Consider the following 18,848-nt stretch of genomic DNA (forward strand, 5'->3'; position numbering starts at 1 on the left):
ACGGAGCGGCGGCCGCTGAGGGGCCGGGGAGCAGGTGGTCCGGGGCCGGGCCGTTGTTGCTCGGTGTGCGGCATCACGGGCCCGGGTCCGCGCGGGCCGTGCGGGGGGCGCTGGACGCGGGCCGGCCGCGGGTCGTGCTGATCGAAGGGCCGCCCGAGGCCGACGTACTGATCCCGTTGGCGGCCGACGAGGACATGCGGCCGCCGGTCGCGCTGCTCGCCCATGCCGTGGACGAGCCCGGCCGCTCCGCGTTCTGGCCGCTGGCCGAGTTCTCCCCGGAGTGGGTCGCCATCCGCTGGGCCCTGGAGCACGATGTGCCGGCCCGCTTCATCGACCTCCCGGCCACGCACACCCTGGCGTGGGGGAAGGACATGGAGACGGAGCCCACCGGCGAGGAAACCGACGCGCCCGAGCCAGGCGCCGACGTCCGGGTCGATCCCCTCGGCCTGCTCGCCGAGACCGCCGGCTACGACGATCCGGAGCGCTGGTGGGAGGACGTCGTCGAGCACCGGGGCGGGGGAGAGGGCGACGCGTTCGCGCCGTTCGTCGCGCTCGAAGAGGCCATGGGGGCGCTGCGGGAGACGTACGGCAGCGGGGGCCACGACCGGGATCTCGTCCGGGAGGCGTTCATGCGGCTCCAGGTGCGCGCGGCGCAGCGCGAGTTCGGGGATGCCGTGGCCGTGGTGTGCGGTGCCTGGCACGTGCCCGCGCTGCGGCAGCGGACCACCGTCGGCGCCGACCGGGCCCTGCTGAAGGGGCTGCCCAAGGTCAAGGCGGACATGACGTGGGTGCCGTGGACGTACCGCAGGCTCTCGCGGCGCAGCGGATACGGCGCGGGCATCGACTCGCCGGGGTGGTACGGGCATCTGTTCGGCGCGCCGGACCGGCCGGTGGAGCGCTGGCTGACCAAGGTGGCCGGCCTGCTGAGGGACGAGGACCGGATCGTCTCCTCGGCGCACGTCATCGAGGCGGTACGGCTGGCCGAGACGCTCGCCGTGATGCGCGGCCGCCCGCTGCCCGGCCTGAGCGAGACCACCGACGCCGTGCGGGCGGTGATGTGCGAGGGCTCGGACGTGCCGCTGGCGCTGGTGCACGACCGGCTCGTCGTGGGGGACGTGCTGGGCGAGGTGCCGCGGGCCGCGCCGGCGGTGCCGTTGCAGCGCGACCTGGACCGGATCCAGCGTCGGCTGCGGCTCAAACCGGAGGCGCTGGAACGCGAGTTGGAGCTCGACCTGCGCAAGGACACCGACGCCGAGCGCAGCAGGCTGCTGCACCGGCTGCGGCTGCTCGGGGTCGGGTGGGGGGAACCGGCCGCCTCGCGGGGCAGCACGGGGACGTTCCGGGAGACGTGGCGGCTGCGGTGGGAGCCGGAACTGGCGGTGCGGGTCGCCGAGGCCGGGGTGTGGGGGACGACGGTGCTCGGCGCCGCGACCGCCAGGGCGGAGGCGGACGCCGTCGCCGCGCAGGGCCTCGCCGACGTCACCGGGCTCGCCGAGCGGTGCCTGCTGGCCGAACTGCCGGACGCGCTGCCCACGGTGATGCGGATCCTCGCCGACCGCGCGGCCCTCGACACGGACGTCGGCCACCTCGCCCAGGCCCTGCCGGCCCTGGTCCGCTCCCTGCGCTACGGCGACGTACGCGGCACGGACACCGCCGCGCTGACGGAGGTCGCCGCGGGCCTGGCCGAGCGCATCTTCGTCGGCCTGCCGCCGGCCTGCGCCGCTCTCGACGCGGACGCGGCCGAGGAGATGCGGCGCCATGTCGACGCGGTGCACGGGGCGGTGGGGTTGCTGGGGGCCGACGCCCCCGTCGCGGTCCACGGCGGCCTGCGCGGACGGTGGCACGCGGTGCTGCGGGTGCTGGCCGGGCGGGACAGCGTGCCCGGGGTCGTGCGGGGGCGGGGCGTGCGGTTGCTGCTGGACGACGGGGAGCTGGCGCAGGGGGAAGCGGCGCGGCTCATGGGGCTCGTGTTGTCGCCGGGGACACCGCCGGCGGACGCGGCCGCGTGGATCGAGGGCTTCGTCGGCGGCGGTTCCGGCGGCGGGCTGCTGCTCGTGCACGACGAGCGGCTGCTCGGGCTGGTCGACGCCTGGCTGACCGGCGTGCCGACGGAGGCGTTCACGGACGTGCTGCCGCTGCTGCGGCGCACCTTCTCGGCATACGAGCCGGGTGTGCGCCGGACCCTGGGCGAGCTGGTCCGGCGCGGGCCGGGGCAACGGGGGAGCGGGGCTTCGGCCGGGGCCGCGATACCCGGGTTCGCTCCCGACCTCGACAGCGAGCGCGTGGACGCCGTGCTGCCGGTGCTCCGGCTGCTGTTGGGGCTGAGCGGCCCGGAAAGAAGCGCTGCGGGAGCGGCCGCCGAGGAAGAGGACGCCGACAACGACCTGGTGGGGGTGGCGCGATGACGACCGACCGGCTGAGCGAGCCGCGGGAGAGGGACAGCGCGGAAGGGGCGGCGGACGCCGTTCGGGGCGGGTACGGGGTGCGGGCGGAGAACGGGCCGACGACGACCGTGCCCGTGATGCCTCTGTGGGAACGGCTTCGTACGGGGGTGCGCGGATGACGACCGATCCGGTGACCGATCCCATCGACCCGGGGCAGGAGCGGCTGCGGCGCTGGCGGCTCGTCCTCGGGGGCGACGCGGCCGACGGCACCGGCTGCGCGCTGTCCGGGCGGGACGCCGCGATGGACGGGGCGTTGGCCGCGCTCTACAACAAGGGGGACAAGGGGCAGACGGGGCGGGACCGTTCGGCGGGGCTGGGGGCGTCGGCGCCGTCCGTGGCGCGGTGGCTCGGGGACATCCGGACGTACTTCCCCTCCACCGTCGTGCAGGTCATGCAGCGCGACGCCATCGACCGGCTCGGGCTGTCCACGCTGCTCCTCGAACCGGAGATGCTGGAGGCGGTCGAGGCCGACGTGCACCTCGTCGGCACGCTGCTCTCCCTCAACAAGGCGATGCCGGAGACGACGAAGGAGACGGCACGGGCCGTCGTGCGCAAGGTCGTGGAGGACCTGGAGAAGCGGCTCGCCACCCGTACCCGGGCCACCCTCACCGGCGCCCTCGACCGCAGCGCCCGCATCAACCGGCCCCGCCACCACGACATCGACTGGAACCGCACGATCGCGGCCAACCTCAAGCACTACCTGCCGGAGTACGGGACGGTCGTACCGGAGCGGCTCATCGGGTACGGGCGCGCCTCCCAGTCGGTGAAGAAGGAGGTCATCCTCTGCATCGACCAGTCGGGGTCCATGGCGGCATCCGTGGTGTACGCGTCCGTGTTCGGGGCGGTGCTGGCGTCCATGCGGTCGATCAGCACCCGGCTCGTCGTCTTCGACACGGCGGTCGTCGACCTCACCGACCAGCTCGACGACCCGGTCGACGTCCTGTTCGGCACACAGCTCGGCGGCGGCACGGACATCAACCGGGCGCTGGCGTACTGCCAGTCGCAGATCACCCGGCCCGCGGAGACGGTGGTGGTGCTGATCAGCGACCTCTACGAAGGAGGCATACGGAACGAGATGCTCAAGCGGGTCGCGGCGATGAAGGCGGCGGGCGTGCAGTTCGTGACGCTGCTCGCGCTGTCGGACGAGGGGGCGCCGGCGTACGACCGGGAGCACGCGGCCGCGCTCGCCGGGCTGGGCGCGCCGGCCTTCGCCTGCACGCCCGACCTGTTCCCGGAGGTGATGGCGGCGGCGATCGAGAAGCGCCCGCTGCCGATACCCGACAGGTGATTTGTCGACCCGATGACGGTCCACTGACGGGTGATTGACGGCTATTTGTCGACCTGTGTGGGGTGGCAAAACGGATATGAGTGCTCATCGGCACCGGGGGGCTTGCGCAACCTCGGGAGTCCCGTGCAAGGATCAACGCCCGTCAGCGGGGAGCAGCGTTCCGCTTGCCTCGCATCGCGTACCGACCACCGCGTACATCGTTCCGCCGCACGGGAGGACCCTGCCCGTTTTGATCCTGCAAGCCGCCCTTTCCGGTGCCGCTCTGCGCGTGACGCGTACGGGCGCCGGGCGGCGTGCGCTGCAAGTGGCGCTGCTGGTGGGTGGGTTGTTCGTACTCGGGCTCCTTTGCGGGGAGCGGGCGCAGGCGGCGGACGGTGTGCCGGCGGCTCCGACGGAGAGCGTCCGGTCGTTGACGGGCAGTGCGACAACCGCCGCACGACCCGCTGCGGCCCGTGCGGTGAAGGATGTGGCTGCCAAGCCCGCTGTGGTCACCGAGCATGTCGTCCGGTCCGTGGATGCCCATGTCGTGCGGCCGGTCGGTGATCTGGGGCAGAGGGTGGCCGACGGCCTGACCGGCATACAGGCGAAGGTGCCGCCGCTGCCCACTCTTCCCGAGCCCACCCTGCCCGGCTCCCCTTCGCGGCCGGGCCTGCCGATCGTGCCTGGTCTGCCCGAACTGCCGGGACTGCCCCCGCCTCCGGTGCACACACTGCCCGACCCGGTGACGACCGCGCCGCAGCCGGGCTCGGCGGGCTCGTCGGGCTCGGCGGTGACGTCGGCGGCGGGTGGACCGGCCTCCGACGGAAGTTCCGCCGCGGAAGCGTCCCGCACGTACGGACCGCGGTTCGCCGCCGGCGCCGCCGAGAGCGGTGTCGCGCGCACGGCCGTGCACCGGACCGCGCCGGCCGGGCCCGCGCCCGCGCACCAGGCGCCCACCGGCGATCCGGGCGGCGCGCTGGGCGCCAAGTCGGCGGTCGACCACGGCACGCCACGGCACGGCGACGCACACGCCGTGACCCTCGACCACCGGGCACCGCTGCGGCTCGTGCCCGGCGCCGCCGCGCGCGTCGACGCGGACGGCACCCGGGACAGACACCGGGACATTCCCGTATTCCCCGGCTAGGGCAGGCCTTCCCCCCGCCATAGACCTGCCGCGCGGGGGCGGAACAGGTCTGCCCACCCGCCCGGACACCCCTCCGATCTCCGGACGGAAGCCCCCGGAGCCCTCATCCGATTCCGTGGTCCCCCAGGGTCCCCCCACGCCCCGACCACGACCGGAACCGGCGCCGGAATGTCCCCAAGCCTTCCCAAGTCCCGCAGCTGCCGAGGGCTCTCCCAGAGAGTCCCCGCGGCGCTTCGGAACTCCTGAGGATCTAAGGATCTGACGCACGCATGAACAAGAACATCCGCCGTTCCATCGTCATAGCCGCCGGGGTCACCGGCGCGTGGGCGCTGGGTTCCACCGTGGCCAGCGCGGACGAGCTGCCCGCGTCCTCCGTCTCCCTACCGGACGCGACCACCGACCCGACGACCGACGCGACCATCGATACGGTCGCTGACCCGACGACCGGCGTCACCGACACGCTCGGCGCCGTCACCGACACCGTCACCGGCACGGTCGACGGCCTCGTCTCCGACGTGCGGGACACCGTCGGCGGGGTCACCGCCGGCTCGACCGCGCACGGCGTCACCTCGACGGTCACCGACACGAGCGGCGCCACCGCCGGCACCGCCGAGCAGGCCCGCCGGTACGTCGACGCGAAGGTCACCGTCCCGCAGGCGTCCAAGGCCAAGGTGCGGGGCGCCGCGGCCATCCAGGGCGCCAAGGCCGCCCGTGCCGCGCAGGCCGAGGCCACCACCAACTCCGTCGACAAGACCGCCACCACCGTCCGGGCCACCGCCTCCGACGCGAGCGCCCCCCAGGACGAGATCGACTACCTCTTCGGCCCGCTCTCCGTCTTCGCGCCCGAGCTGGAGCAGGCGCTGGCCGCGGCCCAGACGAAGCTCCAGAGCGCGCAGTCGACGGCCCGTACGCAGGCGCAGGGCGTGGACGGCGTCGTACGGACCAAGGCGCAGCGCACGGTCGCGGGCGCTGGCCGTACGGCGGCGGGCGTGACCGGCGCCGCGCAGGCCACGGCCGCGGCCACCGAGGGCCGTGCCGCCGGGCTGGCAGCCACCGCACAGGGCGAGACCACCAAGGTCACGCCCGCCGCAGAGGCCACCGTCTCCTCCGTCCCGAGCCACGTCACCGGCACGGTCGGCGACACCGGCCAGTACGTCGTCGGCACGGTGGGCGGCGTGCAGCAGCAGGCCACGGGCACGGTCGGCGACCTCCGGCAGCGCGTCGACGGCACGGTCGGCGCCGTAAGGCAGCAGGCCACCGACACCGTGAGCGGCATCGAGCAGCAGGCCACCGGTACGGTCGCGGGCGTCCCCGGCACCGTCACGCCGGTCGTGCAGCAGACGGCGGACGCGGCCGTGCCGCCGGTGGTCGGCACCGCGGCGCACGGCGTGCTGCCGGTCGCCGGCCAGGCGGTGGCGGGCATCGTCCCGGTCGCCGAGGGCACCGTCGCCGGGGTCGTGCCCGCCGCCCACCACACGGTGCACGGCGTGACACCCGTCGCCACCGGCACTGTGCACGGCGTAGCGCCCGTCGCCGCTGGCACTGTGCACGGCGTAGCGCCCGTCGCCGCTGGCACTGTGCACGGCGTAGCGCCCGTCGCCGCTGGCACTGTGCACGGCGTAGCACCCGTCGCCGCTGGCGCCGTGTACGGCGTAGCACCCATCGCCACCGGCGCCGTCACCGGCGTAGCGCAGACCGCCGGGCACACCGCCCACGCCGCGACCGCGCTGGCGTACGGCGTCGTTGCCGACGTCCAGCCCGTCGCCGATGGCGTCGTCCAGGGAGTCCAGCCGGTGGCCGATGGCGTCGTCCAGGGTGTGCAGCCGGTCGCCGGTGGTGTCGTCCAGGGTGTGCAGCCGGTGGCGGCCGCGGCCGTGGGCGGTGTTCAGCCGGTCGCCGCCGGCGCCGTCACCGACGTACAGGCCGTCGTCGGCCACGCCGCCACCGGGGTCACCCCGGTCGCGAACGGTGTCGTCGCGGACGTCCCCTCGTACGCCACCTCGTACGCCACCGGTCTCGTCGGCCAGGTCGCCGACGACACCACGGCCGCCGTACTGCCGCCCGTCGCGAACACCGCCGTGCACGGTGTGGTGCCCGTCGCCGGGCAGGCCGTCGCGGACGCGGGCGGGTCGGCGTACGGCGTCGTGGGTGATGTGCGGCCCTTCGCGGGCGGGATCGCCGACTCCGTCCCGCCGCTCGCGTACGGCGTGGCCGGTCACACGACCGACCTGGCGTACGGCGTCACGAGCGAGGTGGCGCCGTTCGCGCACGGAGTCAACGGTGCCGTCCGGCCCGTCGTCGACACCGTCACCGAGACCGTCCAGCCGGTCGCCCAGGGCGTCGGCGGCAGCGCCACCGCGCTGGCGTACGGCGTCACGGACGACGTGCGGCCCTTCGCGGGCGGGGTCGTCGGCGAGGCCGCCCCGTTCGCGTACGGCGTCGGCGGCCAGGTCGCGCCCTTCGCCGAGGACGTGACCGGAACCGTCCGGGCCACGACGGGCCCGCTGGCCGGCCACGCCGTCACCGGCGGCGAGGGCGTCGCCGAGTCGATCACCCCGGCCTACGTGCGGGACGTACAGAACGCGCAGGCCGTGCAGAACGTGCAGAACGTGCACTACGGCAGCACGTACAGCATCTGACCGCCAGCATCTGACCGCAGCGCGGCACACAGCCGTGGCACACAGCCGTGGCACACAGCCGCGGCACGTCGCCGCCGCTGCGGACAACCGGCTCCCTGAGGCCGCAGGCCCGGACGGCCGAACGCCATCGGCTCGTCCGGCCGAAACCTCATGGATGGGGTCGGGTGGTCCCCATTGGGGTGGGGATCACTCGTCCCGCACCCCCTGTACCCCTCGTACAGGGGCTGCTCAACGGGCCTCACCGGGTCAACCCCAGCCCGGTGAGGCCCCTCACATGCGGCACCCCGTGCCAGGGAACTCGGCATCATGTGACAGGTATCACCGCTCAGGTGTGACCCGCGATTTAGAGGCCCCCCGCAAGCAGCGATAACCTGCGAGACGGACATGCCGCGCGCTCGGACACCGTGTGCGCCTCCCTTGTGACAGACAGCGGACGTCACGTTGCCCTCGCGGCACGCCCACGCAGACAACGAACCGCGAGATCACTGATAGGGACGGAAGCGCGTGGACCTGTTCGAGTACCAGGCGAGGGACCTCTTCGCCAAGCACGATGTACCGGTGCTGGCCGGTGAAGTCATCGACACGCCTGAGGCGGCCCGCGCAGCCACTGAGCGCCTCGGTGGCAAGTCCGTCGTCAAGGCCCAGGTGAAGGTCGGCGGCCGTGGCAAGGCCGGTGGCGTGAAGCTCGCCGCCACCCCGGACGAGGCCGTCGCCCGCGCGACGGACATCCTCGGCATGGACATCAAGGGCCACACGGTCCACAAGGTGATGCTCGCCGAGACGGCCCCGGAGATCCTGGAGGAGTACTACGTCTCCTTCCTCCTCGACCGTGCCAACCGCACCTTCCTCTCCATCGCCTCCGTCGAGGGCGGCATGGAGATCGAGGAGGTGGCGGCCACCCGTCCGGACGCCGTCGCCAAGACGCCGATCGACGCCAACGAGGGTGTGACCGAGGAGAAGGCCCGCGAGATCGTCGCGGCCGCCAAGTTCCCGGCCGACGTCGCCGACAAGATCGTGAACGTCCTCGTCAAGCTGTGGGACACCTTCATCAAGGAGGACGCCCTCCTCGTCGAGGTCAACCCGCTGGCCAAGGTCGCCTCCGGTGACGTCATCGCCCTCGACGGCAAGGTCTCCCTCGACGAGAACGCCGAGTTCCGTCAGCCGGAGCACGAGGCCCTCGCGGACAAGGACGCGGCCAACCCGCTCGAGGCCGCCGCCAAGGAGAAGAACCTCAACTACGTCAAGCTCGACGGCGAGGTCGGCATCATCGGCAACGGCGCGGGTCTCGTCATGAGCACCCTGGACGTCGTCGCGTACGCCGGTGAGGCGCACGGTGGCGTCAAGCCCGCCAACTTCCTCGACATCGGCGGCGGCGCCTCCGCGCAGGTCATGGCGAACGGCCTGGAGATCATCCTGGGCGACCCGGACGTCAGGTCCGTCTTCGTCAACGTCTTCGGCGGCATCACCGCCTGCGACGAGGTCGCCAACGGCATCGTCCAGGCCCTGGAGCTCCTCAAGTCCAAGGGCGAGGACGTCACCAAGCCGCTGGTCGTCCGGCTGGACGGCAACAACGCCGAACTGGGTCGTCAGATCCTCTCCGACGCCAACCACCCGCTGGTGCAGCGCGTGGACACCATGGACGGCGCGGCCGACAAGGCCGCCGAGCTCGCGGCCGCGAAGTAAGGGATCAAGGGACTCAGACCACCATGGCTATCTTCCTCAACAAGGACAGCAAGGTCATCGTCCAGGGCATGACCGGTGCCACGGGCATGAAGCACACCAAGCTCATGCTGGCCGACGGCACGAACATCGTCGGTGGCGTGAACCCCCGCAAGGCGGGCACGTCGGTCGACATCGACGGCAACGAGATCCCGGTCTTCGGCACGGTCGCCGAGGCGATCGAGAAGACGGGCGCGAACGTATCCGTCCTCTTCGTGCCGCCGGCCTTCGCCAAGGCCGCCGTGGTCGAGGCGATCGACGCCGAGATCCCGCTCGCGGTCGTCATCACCGAGGGCATCGCCGTCCACGACTCGGCCGCGTTCTACGCGTACGCCGTGTCGCAGGGCAACAAGACCCGCATCATCGGTCCGAACTGCCCGGGCCTGATCACCCCCGGTCAGTCGAACGCCGGCATCATCCCGGGCGACATCACCAAGCCGGGCCGTATCGGCCTGGTGTCGAAGTCCGGCACGCTGACGTACCAGATGATGTACGAGCTGCGTGACATCGGCTTCTCGTCGGCCGTCGGCATCGGTGGCGACCCGGTCATCGGGACGACCCACATCGACGCCCTCGCCGCGTTCGAGGCCGACCCCGACACCGACCTGATCGTGATGATCGGTGAGATCGGCGGCGACGCCGAGGAGCGGGCCGCGGCCTTCATCAAGGAGAACGTGAAGAAGCCGGTCGTCGGCTACGTCGCGGGCTTCACCGCGCCCGAGGGCAAGACCATGGGTCACGCGGGCGCGATCGTCTCCGGGTCGTCCGGTACGGCCGCCGCGAAGAAGGAGGCCCTCGAGGCCGCCGGCGTCAAGGTGGGCAAGACGCCGACCGAGACGGCGAAGCTCGCGCGTGAGCTTCTCGCCGGCTGAGCGGTTTCTCAGCTGAGGTTGGTGGGCCCGTACCCCTTGTCGGGGCGGGCCCACTGGCATTTCGGCCGGCGGTGGGCGGTCTCGTTCCTTGGCCTACTCCAGCAACGGAATCCTTGGCCTACTCCACCAACGGAACCAGTCTCTCCGGCCCGCTCACCATCTCCTTCCGCAGCTTGGCCCGCAGTTTCAGCTCCGCCTCCGACAGCGCCCCCGGCGCCGTCCGCGGCGGCACGCCCCGCACCGTCTCGCCTGGCGGCAACGACGGCTCGTAGTGCGTCGGCGCCGTCCGCAGCGTCAGCGCCGTCGTGCCGATCAGGGCGACGGTGAAGGCGATGGCGGCCCGCGTCCAGAAGCGCGCCCTGCGCTCGCTGCCCGCCCGTACCGTCGGCGGCCTGGCGGTACGCAGCCGTTTCGCGGAGGCGAGTTCCTCCAGCCGCTGGTGCAACTCGGAAGGGTCCGCCAGTTCCGGCAGGCGCGCGGCGATCGTCTCCCGCGCGTGCAACAGACGGTTCGCGGTCGCCGGTGTGCTCGCCTCCGTCTCCGCCGCGGTCTCGGGCAGGTCGAGGCCTACACCGTCGTACAGCACGAGCGTGCGGCGCTGCCACGGCGGGAGTGTCAGGAGTACGTTCAGCAGAGCGCGGTCGGCGGCGTCGGCGGGCGGTGGTTCGGGGCGCCGGTGGCGCAGGCGGAAGCGGTGCCAGGGGGCCACGGCGCACTCGTACGCCGTGGCCCGCACCCAGCCCGCCGGGTCGGGGTCGCGGGCCACCTCGGGCCAGCGCTGCCAGGCGAGTTGGAAGGCGCGCTCGACCGACGCGCAGGCGAGTCCGCACCGCCCGGTGAGGAGGTACGTCTGCCGTACGAGGGCGGGGGCGCAGAACGCGTAGAGGGCGTCGAAGGCCTGATCGGGCGTCAGGAGGGAGGCGGGCGTGGGTCCGTCCGAGGTGGGCGTGGATCCGTCCTGACGTACTCGTACTCTCACTTCCGCTGGCGCCGACGGCCACTCCTGAGGTGTCTTCGCGGCCTTCGCCAGCTCGGCCAGCAGCCGCGCATACGCCTCGCGTTTGCGGCCGCGCGGTGTCGTACAGCCGGTCTCCCACCCGCGTACCGTCTCGCGCGCGACACCCAACCGCGCCGCGACCTGAGCCTGCGTCAACGACCCGGCCTCGCGCAGGCGTCGGCGCTCGTTGGGCGGAGGGAGCGGGGTCGCAGGACTCTCGGTCACCGGGCGCCCCTTCGTGCGAAAAGGTACATAAGCGTATATTGAGCGACACGTCGGGGGTTCGCTTGTTACGACGGGAAAGCGCGTGTCGTTGCGAGCATGGCGTTCATGATCCAGACGACCGCCCCTCGCCCCCCGCTGCCGTCCCTGCACGCCCGGATGCGCGACCGGTCGCCCGGACTGGGCGCCGGCCTCCTGGGCGGCGCCCTCGCGGCGGGGCTGGGCCTCGGCGGGTTCGCCGCGCTCGTGATGCTGCTGTGGATCAGCTCGCCGTACCCCGACAGCGGGCTCGGCGGCGCGCTGCACGTCTCCGCGTCCCTGTGGCTGCTGGCGCACGGCGTCGAGCTGATCCGCACCGAGACGCTCTCCGGCGTTCCCGCGCCCGTGGGCGTCACCCCGCTGCTGCTGTTCGTCCTGCCGCTCTGGCTGGTGCACCGGGCGGCGCGGGACGCGGTCGACGGCGCTGACGCGGAGGACGAAGGGCGGCCACCGGTGCCGGCCCGCACGGCGTGGACGGGCGTCGTCCTCGGCTACCTCGGCGTCGGCCTGCTCGCCGCGCTCTACGCCTCCGGTGGTGCGCTGCGGCCCTCGTGGGTGTGGACGGGGCTGTGCCTGCCGTTGGCGGTGGGAGGCGCGGCCGGGGTGGGGGTGTGGACGGCGTACGGCCATCCGCGCACCGCGCTGGACCGAGTGCTGCTCCTGATGCCGGAGGGAGTACGGCGTCTTGCCCCCGGGCCGGATGTGTGGGCTCGCGTCGGCACGGCCGCGCGGGCCGCTTGGGCCGGGGCGGCGGTGCTCGTCGGGGGTGGGGCGGGGCTGGTGGCGGTGTCGCTGGTGTGGCACGGGGATGCGGCGCGGGCGTCCTTCCTCCAGCTGACGGAGGGGTGGTCGGGGCGGGTCGCCGTGCTGCTGCTGTGTCTCGTGCTGGTGCCGAACGCGGCCGTGTGGGCGGCGGCGTATGCGCTCGGGCCGGGTTTCGCCCTCGGCGTCGGCCATGTGGTGACGCCGGTCGCCTCGGCGTCTGCGCCGCTGCTGCCGCCGTTTCCGCTGCTGGCGGCGGTGCCGGCCGGGGGTGCTGGCGTGCCGCCGCATTGGATGGTGGCCGTGTTGGCGTTGGTGCCGGTGGTGGCTGCGGGCACGGTGGGGTGGTTCGTGGGGCGGGGGGCGGTGGGGGGAGCGGCCCCGGAGGAGGGGCGGGGAGCGGTCTGGTCGTGGGGGCGGACCGCTGGGGTCGCGGGGGTGGCGGCCGTGCTGTGTGCGGGGCTGGTCGCTTTGCTCGCCGCGTTGGCGGGTGGGCCGCTCGGGGTGGGGGTGCTGGTGCGATTCGGGCCGGTGTGGTGGGAGGTGGGGAGTGCGGTGTTGGGGTGGGTTGTGGTGGTGGGGGTTCCTGTGGCGGTGGGGGTGCGGGGGTGGGGTTGTCGAGTCCGCACCGCCCCCATCGGGGGGCTTCGGGTGACGGTCGGGAAGCCGCGGGGGGAAGTGGCGGGGGATGGTGTGGGTGTGGGCGTTGATGCCGGTGGGCGGCGGGGGTGGGGGCGGTTGGCTTCGGTCGGTGGGTGGTTCTCTCGTCCGAAGGGCTCGGCGGGGTCGGCCTCGACGGCTACGGGGTCTACGCGGCCTACGCGGCCTACGGGCTCGGGTGTGACGTCCTACGTGCCATACGACGACGCTTCCGAGGCGTACGACTTCCTGCCGGTCGAGGGCGTGGAGCCGCCGGACGCTTCGTGAGGTGGCCGGTGTTGTGGTTGCCGTAGGGGCGTTTTTCGCCCCCTCCGCCCCTTCCCGTCCCGACCCTGGGGGCTGCCGCCCCCAGACCCCCGCTGTCGGCCCTGAACGGGCCTCGTCCTCAAACGCCGGACGGGCTGGATCCAGCGGGCCGGTGTCGCGAGGTTGTCGTCAGTTGTTCGTCCCCAACAGCCCCCGCAGCTCCTTCGGCAGAAGGTCCGTGCAGGCCTGTTTCGACTCGTTCGTGAGGGCGTCGTTCGTGCAGGTGTAGTAGTCGCTGTAGACCAGCTTCGCGGTGAAGCCCGCGGCGACCAGGGCGATGGCCAGGGACGCCGTGACCAGGCCGCTGACCGCGGCGGTGGTCTGGGGGCGGGCGTTCCGGGCGGGGGCCGGGGTGTCGGGGTCGGGGGTGCGGGGCTTGGTGCGCAGGGCGCTGATGCCCCAGTACAGGGCCAGCGCGCCGAGCAGCAGCGCCACGTACGGCCAGCTGAAGAGCGCGAAGAAGAAGGCCCACATGCCGCACAGCAGGGCGAACCGCGCGTGGCGCTGAGCGGGATCCGTCGGGTCCCAGCGCATGCCCGTGCCCTGGCCGCCGCCCTGGCCGCCCTCGGGACCGCCGCCCGGCCCGCCCCCGCCGCCCGGACGCTCGCCGAAGCCGCCGGGGGAACGGCCGGGCTGCCGGTCGCTCCACTGGCTGCCCCACGGAGAACGGCCGCCGTCACCCTGGCCGTCCTGCGAGCCGTCGGAGTCCTCGCCGCCGTTCGTCGGGCGGCGCGGCTGCCACGGGCGGTCCGGCGTGCCCTCGGGCGGGGGCGCGAACGGGTTGTCGTCCTCCTTCGCCCCGCCCCGCTCGCCGCCGGGTGCGTCCGGAGGTGAGGTGGGGCGCTCCCGCAGCAGCACGCCGCTGTGCTCCCCTCCCTGCACCGACTGTGGGGGGAGCGTGAGGAGTCGCAGGCTGCGGTCCGGCATCAAGAGAGCGTCTTCCCCTTGTGGATATGACTGGATTACGACTGGGTATGACTGAATCCGGCTGGATTACGGCTGTATTAGGGCTGTATTAGGGCTGGATTCGACTGGTGGATACGAACTTCTGGCTTGAGCTGTCACTGCGTGAACGCACCACACACCGACCGCGTTCCCGAGCCCGCTCGTCGCAGACGCTACCTTCCGGCCACGCCCCCGTCCCGTGGGGGCCGCCCGGTGTGCCGGTATCGTTGCTGACGGTCGGCCGCTTCGTAGACTTCCCCGTATCCCGGGGCGCGAAGCATTCGTATGAAGATACATATCGTCGGCCGTGCTGAACCGCTACCCCGAGAAAGGTCCCCACCGTGGCCGCCAAGCCCGTGGCCAAGCGCCTCGTCGTGCTGGTCTCCGGATCCGGTACGAATCTGCAGGCGCTGCTCGACGCCATCGCCGCCGCAGGCCCCGAGGCCTACGGCGCCCAGATCGTGGCCGTCGGCGCGGACCGAGAGGGCATCGAAGGGCTCGCCCGCGCCGAGCGCGCCGGGATCCCCACCTTCGTCCGCAAGGTGAAGGACTACGGGAGCCGGGACGAGTGGGACGCGGCCCTCGCCGAGGCCGTCGCCGCCCACGAGCCCGACCTCGTCGTGTCCGCCGGGTTCATGAAGATCGTGGGGAAGGAATTCCTGGCGCGGTTCGGTGGGCGGTTCGTCAACACCCACCCCGCCCTTCTCCCCAGTTTCCCGGGAGCCCACGGCGTCCGCGACGCGCTCGCGTACGGCGCCAAGGTCACCGGCTGCACCGTCCACTTCGTCGACGACGGCGTCGACACCGGGCCGATCATCGCTCAGGGCGTGGTCGAGGTCCGGGACGAGGACGACGAGAGCGCTCTGCACGAGCGCATCAAGGAAGTCGAGCGAAGCCTGCTCGTCGATGTCGTGGGGCGGCTCGCCCGCAACGGCTATCGCATTGAGGGACGAAAGGTAGTTATCCAGTGACCGCCACCGCCGAGAGCAACAAGCGGGCCATCCGTCGCGCGCTCGTCAGCGTCTACGACAAGACCGGGCTCGAGGAGCTCGCGCGCGGACTGCACGAGGCCGGCGTCGAGCTCGTCTCCACCGGGTCCACCGCCTCCCGCATCGCCGCCGCGGGCGTCCCCGTCACCAAGGTCGAGGAGCTCACCGGCTTCCCCGAGTGCCTGGACGGCCGCGTCAAGACCCTGCACCCGAAGGTCCACGCGGGCATCCTGGCCGACCTGCGCCTGGAGGACCATCAGCGGCAGCTTGCCGAGCTCGGTGTCGAGCCGTTCGACCTGGTCGTCGTGAACCTGTACCCCTTCCGCGAGACCGTCGCCTCGGGTGCCTCGCCCGACGAGTGCGTGGAGCAGATCGACATCGGCGGGCCGTCCATGGTCCGGGCCGCCGCCAAGAACCACCCGTCGGTGGCCGTGGTCACCAGCCCGGTCCGGTACGCCGACGTGCTCGCCGCCGTCCGCGACGGCGGCTTCGACCTCACCACCCGCAAGCGGCTCGCCGCGGAGGCCTTCCAGCACACGGCGTCCTACGACGTGGCGGTGGCGAGCTGGTTCGCGTCCTCGTACGCCCCTGTGGACGACTCCCAGTTCCCCGACTTCCTGGGCGCCACCTGGGAGCGCGACAACACACTCCGCTACGGCGAGAACCCGCACCAGCCGGCCGCCCTCTACGTCGACGGCAGTGGTGGCGGCCTGGCGAAGGCCGAGCAGCTGCACGGCAAGGAGATGTCGTACAACAACTACACGGACACGGACGCCGCCCGCCGTGCCGCGTACGACCACGACGAGCCGTGCGTCGCGATCATCAAGCACGCCAACCCGTGCGGTATCGCGATCGGTACGGATGTCGCGGAGGCGCACCGCAAGGCACACGCGTGCGACCCGCTGTCGGCCTTCGGCGGCGTGATCGCGGTCAACCGCCCGGTGTCCAAGGAGATGGCCGAGCAGGTCGCCGAGATCTTCACCGAGGTCATCGTCGCGCCCGACTACGAGGAGGGGGCCCTGGAGGCCCTCACCAAGAAGAAGAACATCCGCGTGCTGCGCGCAGCCGACGGCCCGTCCAACCCCGTCGAGGTCAAGCCCGTCGACGGCGGCGTGCTCCTCCAGGTCACCGACCGCCTCCAGGCCGACGGCGACGACCCCGCCAACTGGACCCTCGCGACGGGTGAGGCGCTCACCGCCGAGGAGCTGTCGGACCTCGCGTTCGCCTGGAAGGCCTGCCGGGCCGTCAAGTCCAACGCCATCCTCCTCGCCAAGGACGGCGCCTCGGTGGGCGTCGGCATGGGTCAGGTCAACCGCGTGGACTCCTGCAAGCTGGCGGTCGAGCGGGCCGGTGCGGAGCGGGCCCGGGGTTCGTACGTCGCCTCGGACGCCTTCTTCCCGTTCCCGGACAACATCGACGTCCTGAGCGAGGCCGGCGTCAAGGCCATCGTCCAGCCCGGCGGCTCGGTCCGCGACGAACTCGTCGTCGAGGCCGCGGAGAAGGCGGGCATCGTCATGTACTTCACGGGGACGCGGCACTTCTTCCACTGACGGTGGTCTTCCCCTGATGGTGGGGGACACGAACGAGCGAGGGCCCGCCGGTCGGTGACCGGCGGGCCCTCGCGCCGTCACGTCGAACTGCGCAGCGCCGCCCAGGTGTTGGTGCCCACATCACCGTCGACGGCCAGTCCCTTGTCGCTCTGGAACAGCCTGACCGCGGACACGGTGTCCTCGCCGAACTGGCCGTCCACGCCCGAGCCGCCGACGCTGTAGCCGCGTTTGGTGAGCATGCACTGCACCTGGACGACGCGTTGGCCCTTGTCGCCGTAGGTGGTGAGTTTGGAGCCGGAGTAGTAGGTGCACTGGGAGATCCAGGGCGGGGTGGCGGGTTCCGTCGCTGTCTTGGAGGGGGTGGGGGTCGGGGTGCTGCCGCCGCTGCCGCTCCCGCTACCACCGCTGCCGGGGTCGGCGGTGGTGTCCTCGCCGGGGGTGGCTTGAGCACCGCCCGCTCCGCCCGCGCCGCCCGCGGATCCGGGCGCCTCGCTGTCGGCGGCCTCCGACGCCTCCTCCTTCACGTCCTCCGTCTCCTTGTCGTTCCTCTTCTCCTCGGTGGCGGAGGGCGAGGCGGAGGAGCTGGGCTGCACCGAGGCCGGGCCGTCGTCGGGGGTGACGTCGGTGGCGGCCGTCGGTGAGGCGGAGGCGGTTTCGTCGAGGTCGGGGCGCGTGAGGAAGAAGGCGCCCGCGGCCACGGCGACGACGGCGATGCCGGCTACGAGGGCGAGGTAGGGCCCCTTTCGCTTACGACGGTCGCCGTGCTCGCCGACCGTGAGTGCGGCGGAGGGGTCGTACTGAACGGGCGTCTCCCCTGGGCCGCCGTGCCGCCCCGGCGGCGTCGGTGTCCCGTACGCCCCGTACGCCCCGTACGCCCCTGGCGGCGTCGCCGAACCGGAAGCCGAACCGGAGACAGGACCGGAAGCCGAACCGGAGGCAGAACCGGAGGCAGAACCGGAAGCCGGACCGGGCGCAGGACCGGAACCAGGACCGTACGCAGGACCGGGCGCAGGACCGGAACCAGGACCGGAACCAGGACCGTACGCAGGACCGGGCGCCGGAGCCGCCACCTGCCACGTCGGCGGACGGAAGTGTCCGGTGTCCTCGGCGGAGGCGTCTTCCAGCAGCTCACAGCCCTGCTGCCGGGCGATCAGGCGGGCGGCCAGCGGTTCGTGCCAGGAAGAGGTGCGGCCATGACCGGCGGCCGTGGCCGCGCCGGTCAGCTGCTCCGGGGTGGGCCGCCCGGCGGGGTCCTTGGCGAGGCAGGAGGACAGCAGCTCGGCCAACGCGGGGTCGGCGGCCGTGAGTTCCTCCATGACCTCGTGCTTGGGCTCCTCGAAGGCGATCCGGTGCATGACATCCACGCCCGTGCCGTCGCCGAAGGGAGCGTGTCCGGTGGCGGCGTAGATGATCGTGCCGGCGAGGGAGAAGACGTCGGAGACGGTGTCGCAGCGGCCCTCGCGCAGATACTCGGGGGACATGAAGGCCGGCGTGCCGACCCGGTTGCCGGTCGTGGTGATCGCGCTGCTGTCGGCGGCCTGCGAGATGCCGAAGTCGATGACGTGTGCGCCCTGCGAGGACAGGATGACGTTGGACGGCTTGAGGTCCCGGTGTACGACCCCGGCGGCGGCCAGCGCCGACAGCGCCTTCCCCAGGTCCGCCACCAGCCGCCACACCCCGGCCGGCTCCAGCGGGCCGCACTCGCGGACGGCGTCGGCGAGGTTGAGGCCGGGCAGGTACTGGGTGGCCATCCACAGCAGCTCGTCCTCGAACCCGGTGCCGAGCAGGCGCGGCGCGTGCGGAGTGACGACGCGCGCGTGCACGGCGGCTTCCCGCTGGAACCGCCGCCGGAAATCCGGGTCCTCGGCGTACTCGGGCCGGATCACCTTCACGGCGGCGAGTCCCGGGCCGTTGTCGACGGGGCGGGCCAGGTACACCCGGCCCATGCCGCCGCTGCCGAGCCGCCCGAGCGGCAGATACAGCCCGATGTGCCCAGGGTCAGCGGGCTGCAGCGGCGTCGCCCCGGCCTGCTTCAGCGCGGCGCCACCGGACGCCGGGTCGTACGACGGCTTGGGGTGCCGTTGGTCTGTCATGGATCCCCCGAGTGCGGTTCTTCCCCAACCGGCTGATGGGTCGCGTCAGTTGACGCGAGGCTACCGTGCCGGTGCGGGGGATCACCCCGGAGGAGCAGAAGTGCGGAGGCTGCGGCGCCCATGACGGACGCCGCAGCCGGTTGAACGCACGCCTCCCCCCAGGTGACGTGTGAACACTGTGCTGGGATTACGGGTCGGGC

General features: G+C 72.8%; 13 protein-coding genes. 10 read left to right on the forward strand and 3 right to left on the reverse strand.

The annotated features are described in order from the left end of the window. Nucleotides 1-65 precede the first annotated feature (65 nt). The 7 genes from Q4V64_RS31930 (at nucleotide 66) to sucD (ending at nucleotide 10,085) form a co-directional block, all read left to right on the forward strand. Nucleotides 66-2,405 (forward strand): DUF5682 family protein, encoded by a 2,340-nt coding sequence (locus Q4V64_RS31930; RefSeq protein ID WP_253266926.1) that lies wholly within the window; start codon nucleotides 66-68, stop codon nucleotides 2,403-2,405. Further along, nucleotides 2,402-2,563, forward strand: coding sequence for a hypothetical protein (locus Q4V64_RS31935; RefSeq protein ID WP_172629171.1), 162 nt, complete (start codon nucleotides 2,402-2,404; stop codon nucleotides 2,561-2,563). The genes Q4V64_RS31930 and Q4V64_RS31935 overlap by 4 nt, the downstream gene beginning before the upstream one ends. Beyond that, complete coding sequence (locus Q4V64_RS31940) at nucleotides 2,560-3,732, forward strand: VWA domain-containing protein (protein WP_124439785.1); 1,173 nt, start codon at nucleotides 2,560-2,562, stop codon at nucleotides 3,730-3,732. Before Q4V64_RS31935 ends, Q4V64_RS31940 begins: the two co-directional genes overlap by 4 nt. Before the next feature lie 229 nt (nucleotides 3,733-3,961). Beyond that, nucleotides 3,962-4,855, forward strand: a complete 894-nt coding sequence (locus Q4V64_RS31945; protein ID WP_124439784.1) for a hypothetical protein — start codon at nucleotides 3,962-3,964, stop codon at nucleotides 4,853-4,855. A 269-nt stretch (nucleotides 4,856-5,124) separates the two neighbouring features. Further along, entirely contained in the window at nucleotides 5,125-7,494 is a 2,370-nt protein-coding gene (locus tag Q4V64_RS31950; RefSeq protein ID WP_303713229.1) for a hypothetical protein, read from the forward strand. Nucleotides 7,495-7,998: 504 nt separating this feature from the next. After that, complete coding sequence (gene sucC, locus Q4V64_RS31955) at nucleotides 7,999-9,177, forward strand: ADP-forming succinate--CoA ligase subunit beta (protein ID WP_124439783.1); 1,179 nt, start codon at nucleotides 7,999-8,001, stop codon at nucleotides 9,175-9,177. Between the two features lie 23 nt (nucleotides 9,178-9,200). Then, nucleotides 9,201-10,085 (forward strand): succinate--CoA ligase subunit alpha, encoded by an 885-nt coding sequence (gene sucD, locus Q4V64_RS31960; protein WP_124439782.1) that lies wholly within the window; start codon nucleotides 9,201-9,203, stop codon nucleotides 10,083-10,085. Between the two features lie 118 nt (nucleotides 10,086-10,203). Here sucD and Q4V64_RS31965 read toward each other — a convergent pair whose 3' ends face one another. Beyond that, nucleotides 10,204-11,307 carry a helix-turn-helix domain-containing protein gene (locus Q4V64_RS31965; protein WP_124439781.1) on the reverse strand — a complete coding sequence of 368 codons (1,104 nt, stop codon included), beginning with the start codon at nucleotides 11,305-11,307 and terminating at the stop codon, nucleotides 10,204-10,206. 96 nt (nucleotides 11,308-11,403) lie between these two features. On the opposite strand from Q4V64_RS31965, the gene Q4V64_RS31970 reads away from it, so the two are divergent. Continuing rightward, on the forward strand, nucleotides 11,404-13,032 hold the full coding sequence (locus Q4V64_RS31970; RefSeq protein ID WP_348540812.1) for a DUF6350 family protein: 1,629 nt from the start codon (nucleotides 11,404-11,406) through the stop codon (nucleotides 13,030-13,032). Nucleotides 13,033-13,200: 168 nt separating this feature from the next. Here the strand turns inward: Q4V64_RS31970 and Q4V64_RS31975 are convergent, their stop codons facing one another. Continuing rightward, the gene (locus Q4V64_RS31975) at nucleotides 13,201-13,998 is read right to left on the reverse strand and encodes a hypothetical protein (RefSeq protein WP_124439772.1); all 798 of its coding nucleotides are present in this window, start codon (nucleotides 13,996-13,998) and stop codon (nucleotides 13,201-13,203) included. A 359-nt stretch (nucleotides 13,999-14,357) separates the two neighbouring features. Here Q4V64_RS31975 and purN point away from each other — a divergent pair, with 359 nt between their 5' ends. Together purN and purH are read left to right on the forward strand one after the other, a co-directional pair. Beyond that, entirely contained in the window at nucleotides 14,358-14,987 is a 630-nt protein-coding gene (gene purN, locus Q4V64_RS31980; RefSeq protein ID WP_124439771.1) for a phosphoribosylglycinamide formyltransferase, read from the forward strand. Further along, the gene (gene purH, locus Q4V64_RS31985; RefSeq protein ID WP_124439770.1) at nucleotides 14,984-16,555 is read left to right on the forward strand and encodes a bifunctional phosphoribosylaminoimidazolecarboxamide formyltransferase/IMP cyclohydrolase; all 1,572 of its coding nucleotides are present in this window, start codon (nucleotides 14,984-14,986) and stop codon (nucleotides 16,553-16,555) included. The genes purN and purH overlap by 4 nt, the downstream gene beginning before the upstream one ends. Before the next feature lie 77 nt (nucleotides 16,556-16,632). Here the strand turns inward: purH and Q4V64_RS31990 are convergent, their stop codons facing one another. After that, the gene (locus tag Q4V64_RS31990) at nucleotides 16,633-18,648 is read right to left on the reverse strand and encodes a serine/threonine-protein kinase (protein ID WP_124439769.1); all 2,016 of its coding nucleotides are present in this window, start codon (nucleotides 18,646-18,648) and stop codon (nucleotides 16,633-16,635) included. Between the last annotated feature and the right edge of the window lie 200 nt (nucleotides 18,649-18,848).

Origin of the sequence: Streptomyces sp. NL15-2K (genome assembly GCF_030551255.1) — a bacterium.
Lineage (GTDB): Bacteria > Actinomycetota > Actinomycetes > Streptomycetales > Streptomycetaceae > Streptomyces.

Bases quoted from the DNA above. Each gene is read 5' to 3' on its own strand.
- Q4V64_RS31935 (WP_172629171.1), top strand. From the start codon at position 2,402: ATGACGACCGACCGGCTGAGCGAGCCGCGGGAGAGGGACAGCGCGGAA.
- Q4V64_RS31940 (WP_124439785.1), top strand. From the start codon at position 2,560: ATGACGACCGATCCGGTGACCGATCCCATCGACCCGGGGCAGGAGCGG.
- Q4V64_RS31950 (WP_303713229.1), top strand. From the start codon at position 5,125: ATGAACAAGAACATCCGCCGTTCCATCGTCATAGCCGCCGGGGTCACC.
- sucD (WP_124439782.1), top strand. From the start codon at position 9,201: ATGGCTATCTTCCTCAACAAGGACAGCAAGGTCATCGTCCAGGGCATG.
- Q4V64_RS31970 (WP_348540812.1), top strand. From the start codon at position 11,404: ATGGCGTTCATGATCCAGACGACCGCCCCTCGCCCCCCGCTGCCGTCC.
- Q4V64_RS31975 (WP_124439772.1), bottom strand. From the start codon at position 13,998: ATGCCGGACCGCAGCCTGCGACTCCTCACGCTCCCCCCACAGTCGGTG.
- Q4V64_RS31990 (WP_124439769.1), bottom strand. From the start codon at position 18,648: ATGACAGACCAACGGCACCCCAAGCCGTCGTACGACCCGGCGTCCGGT.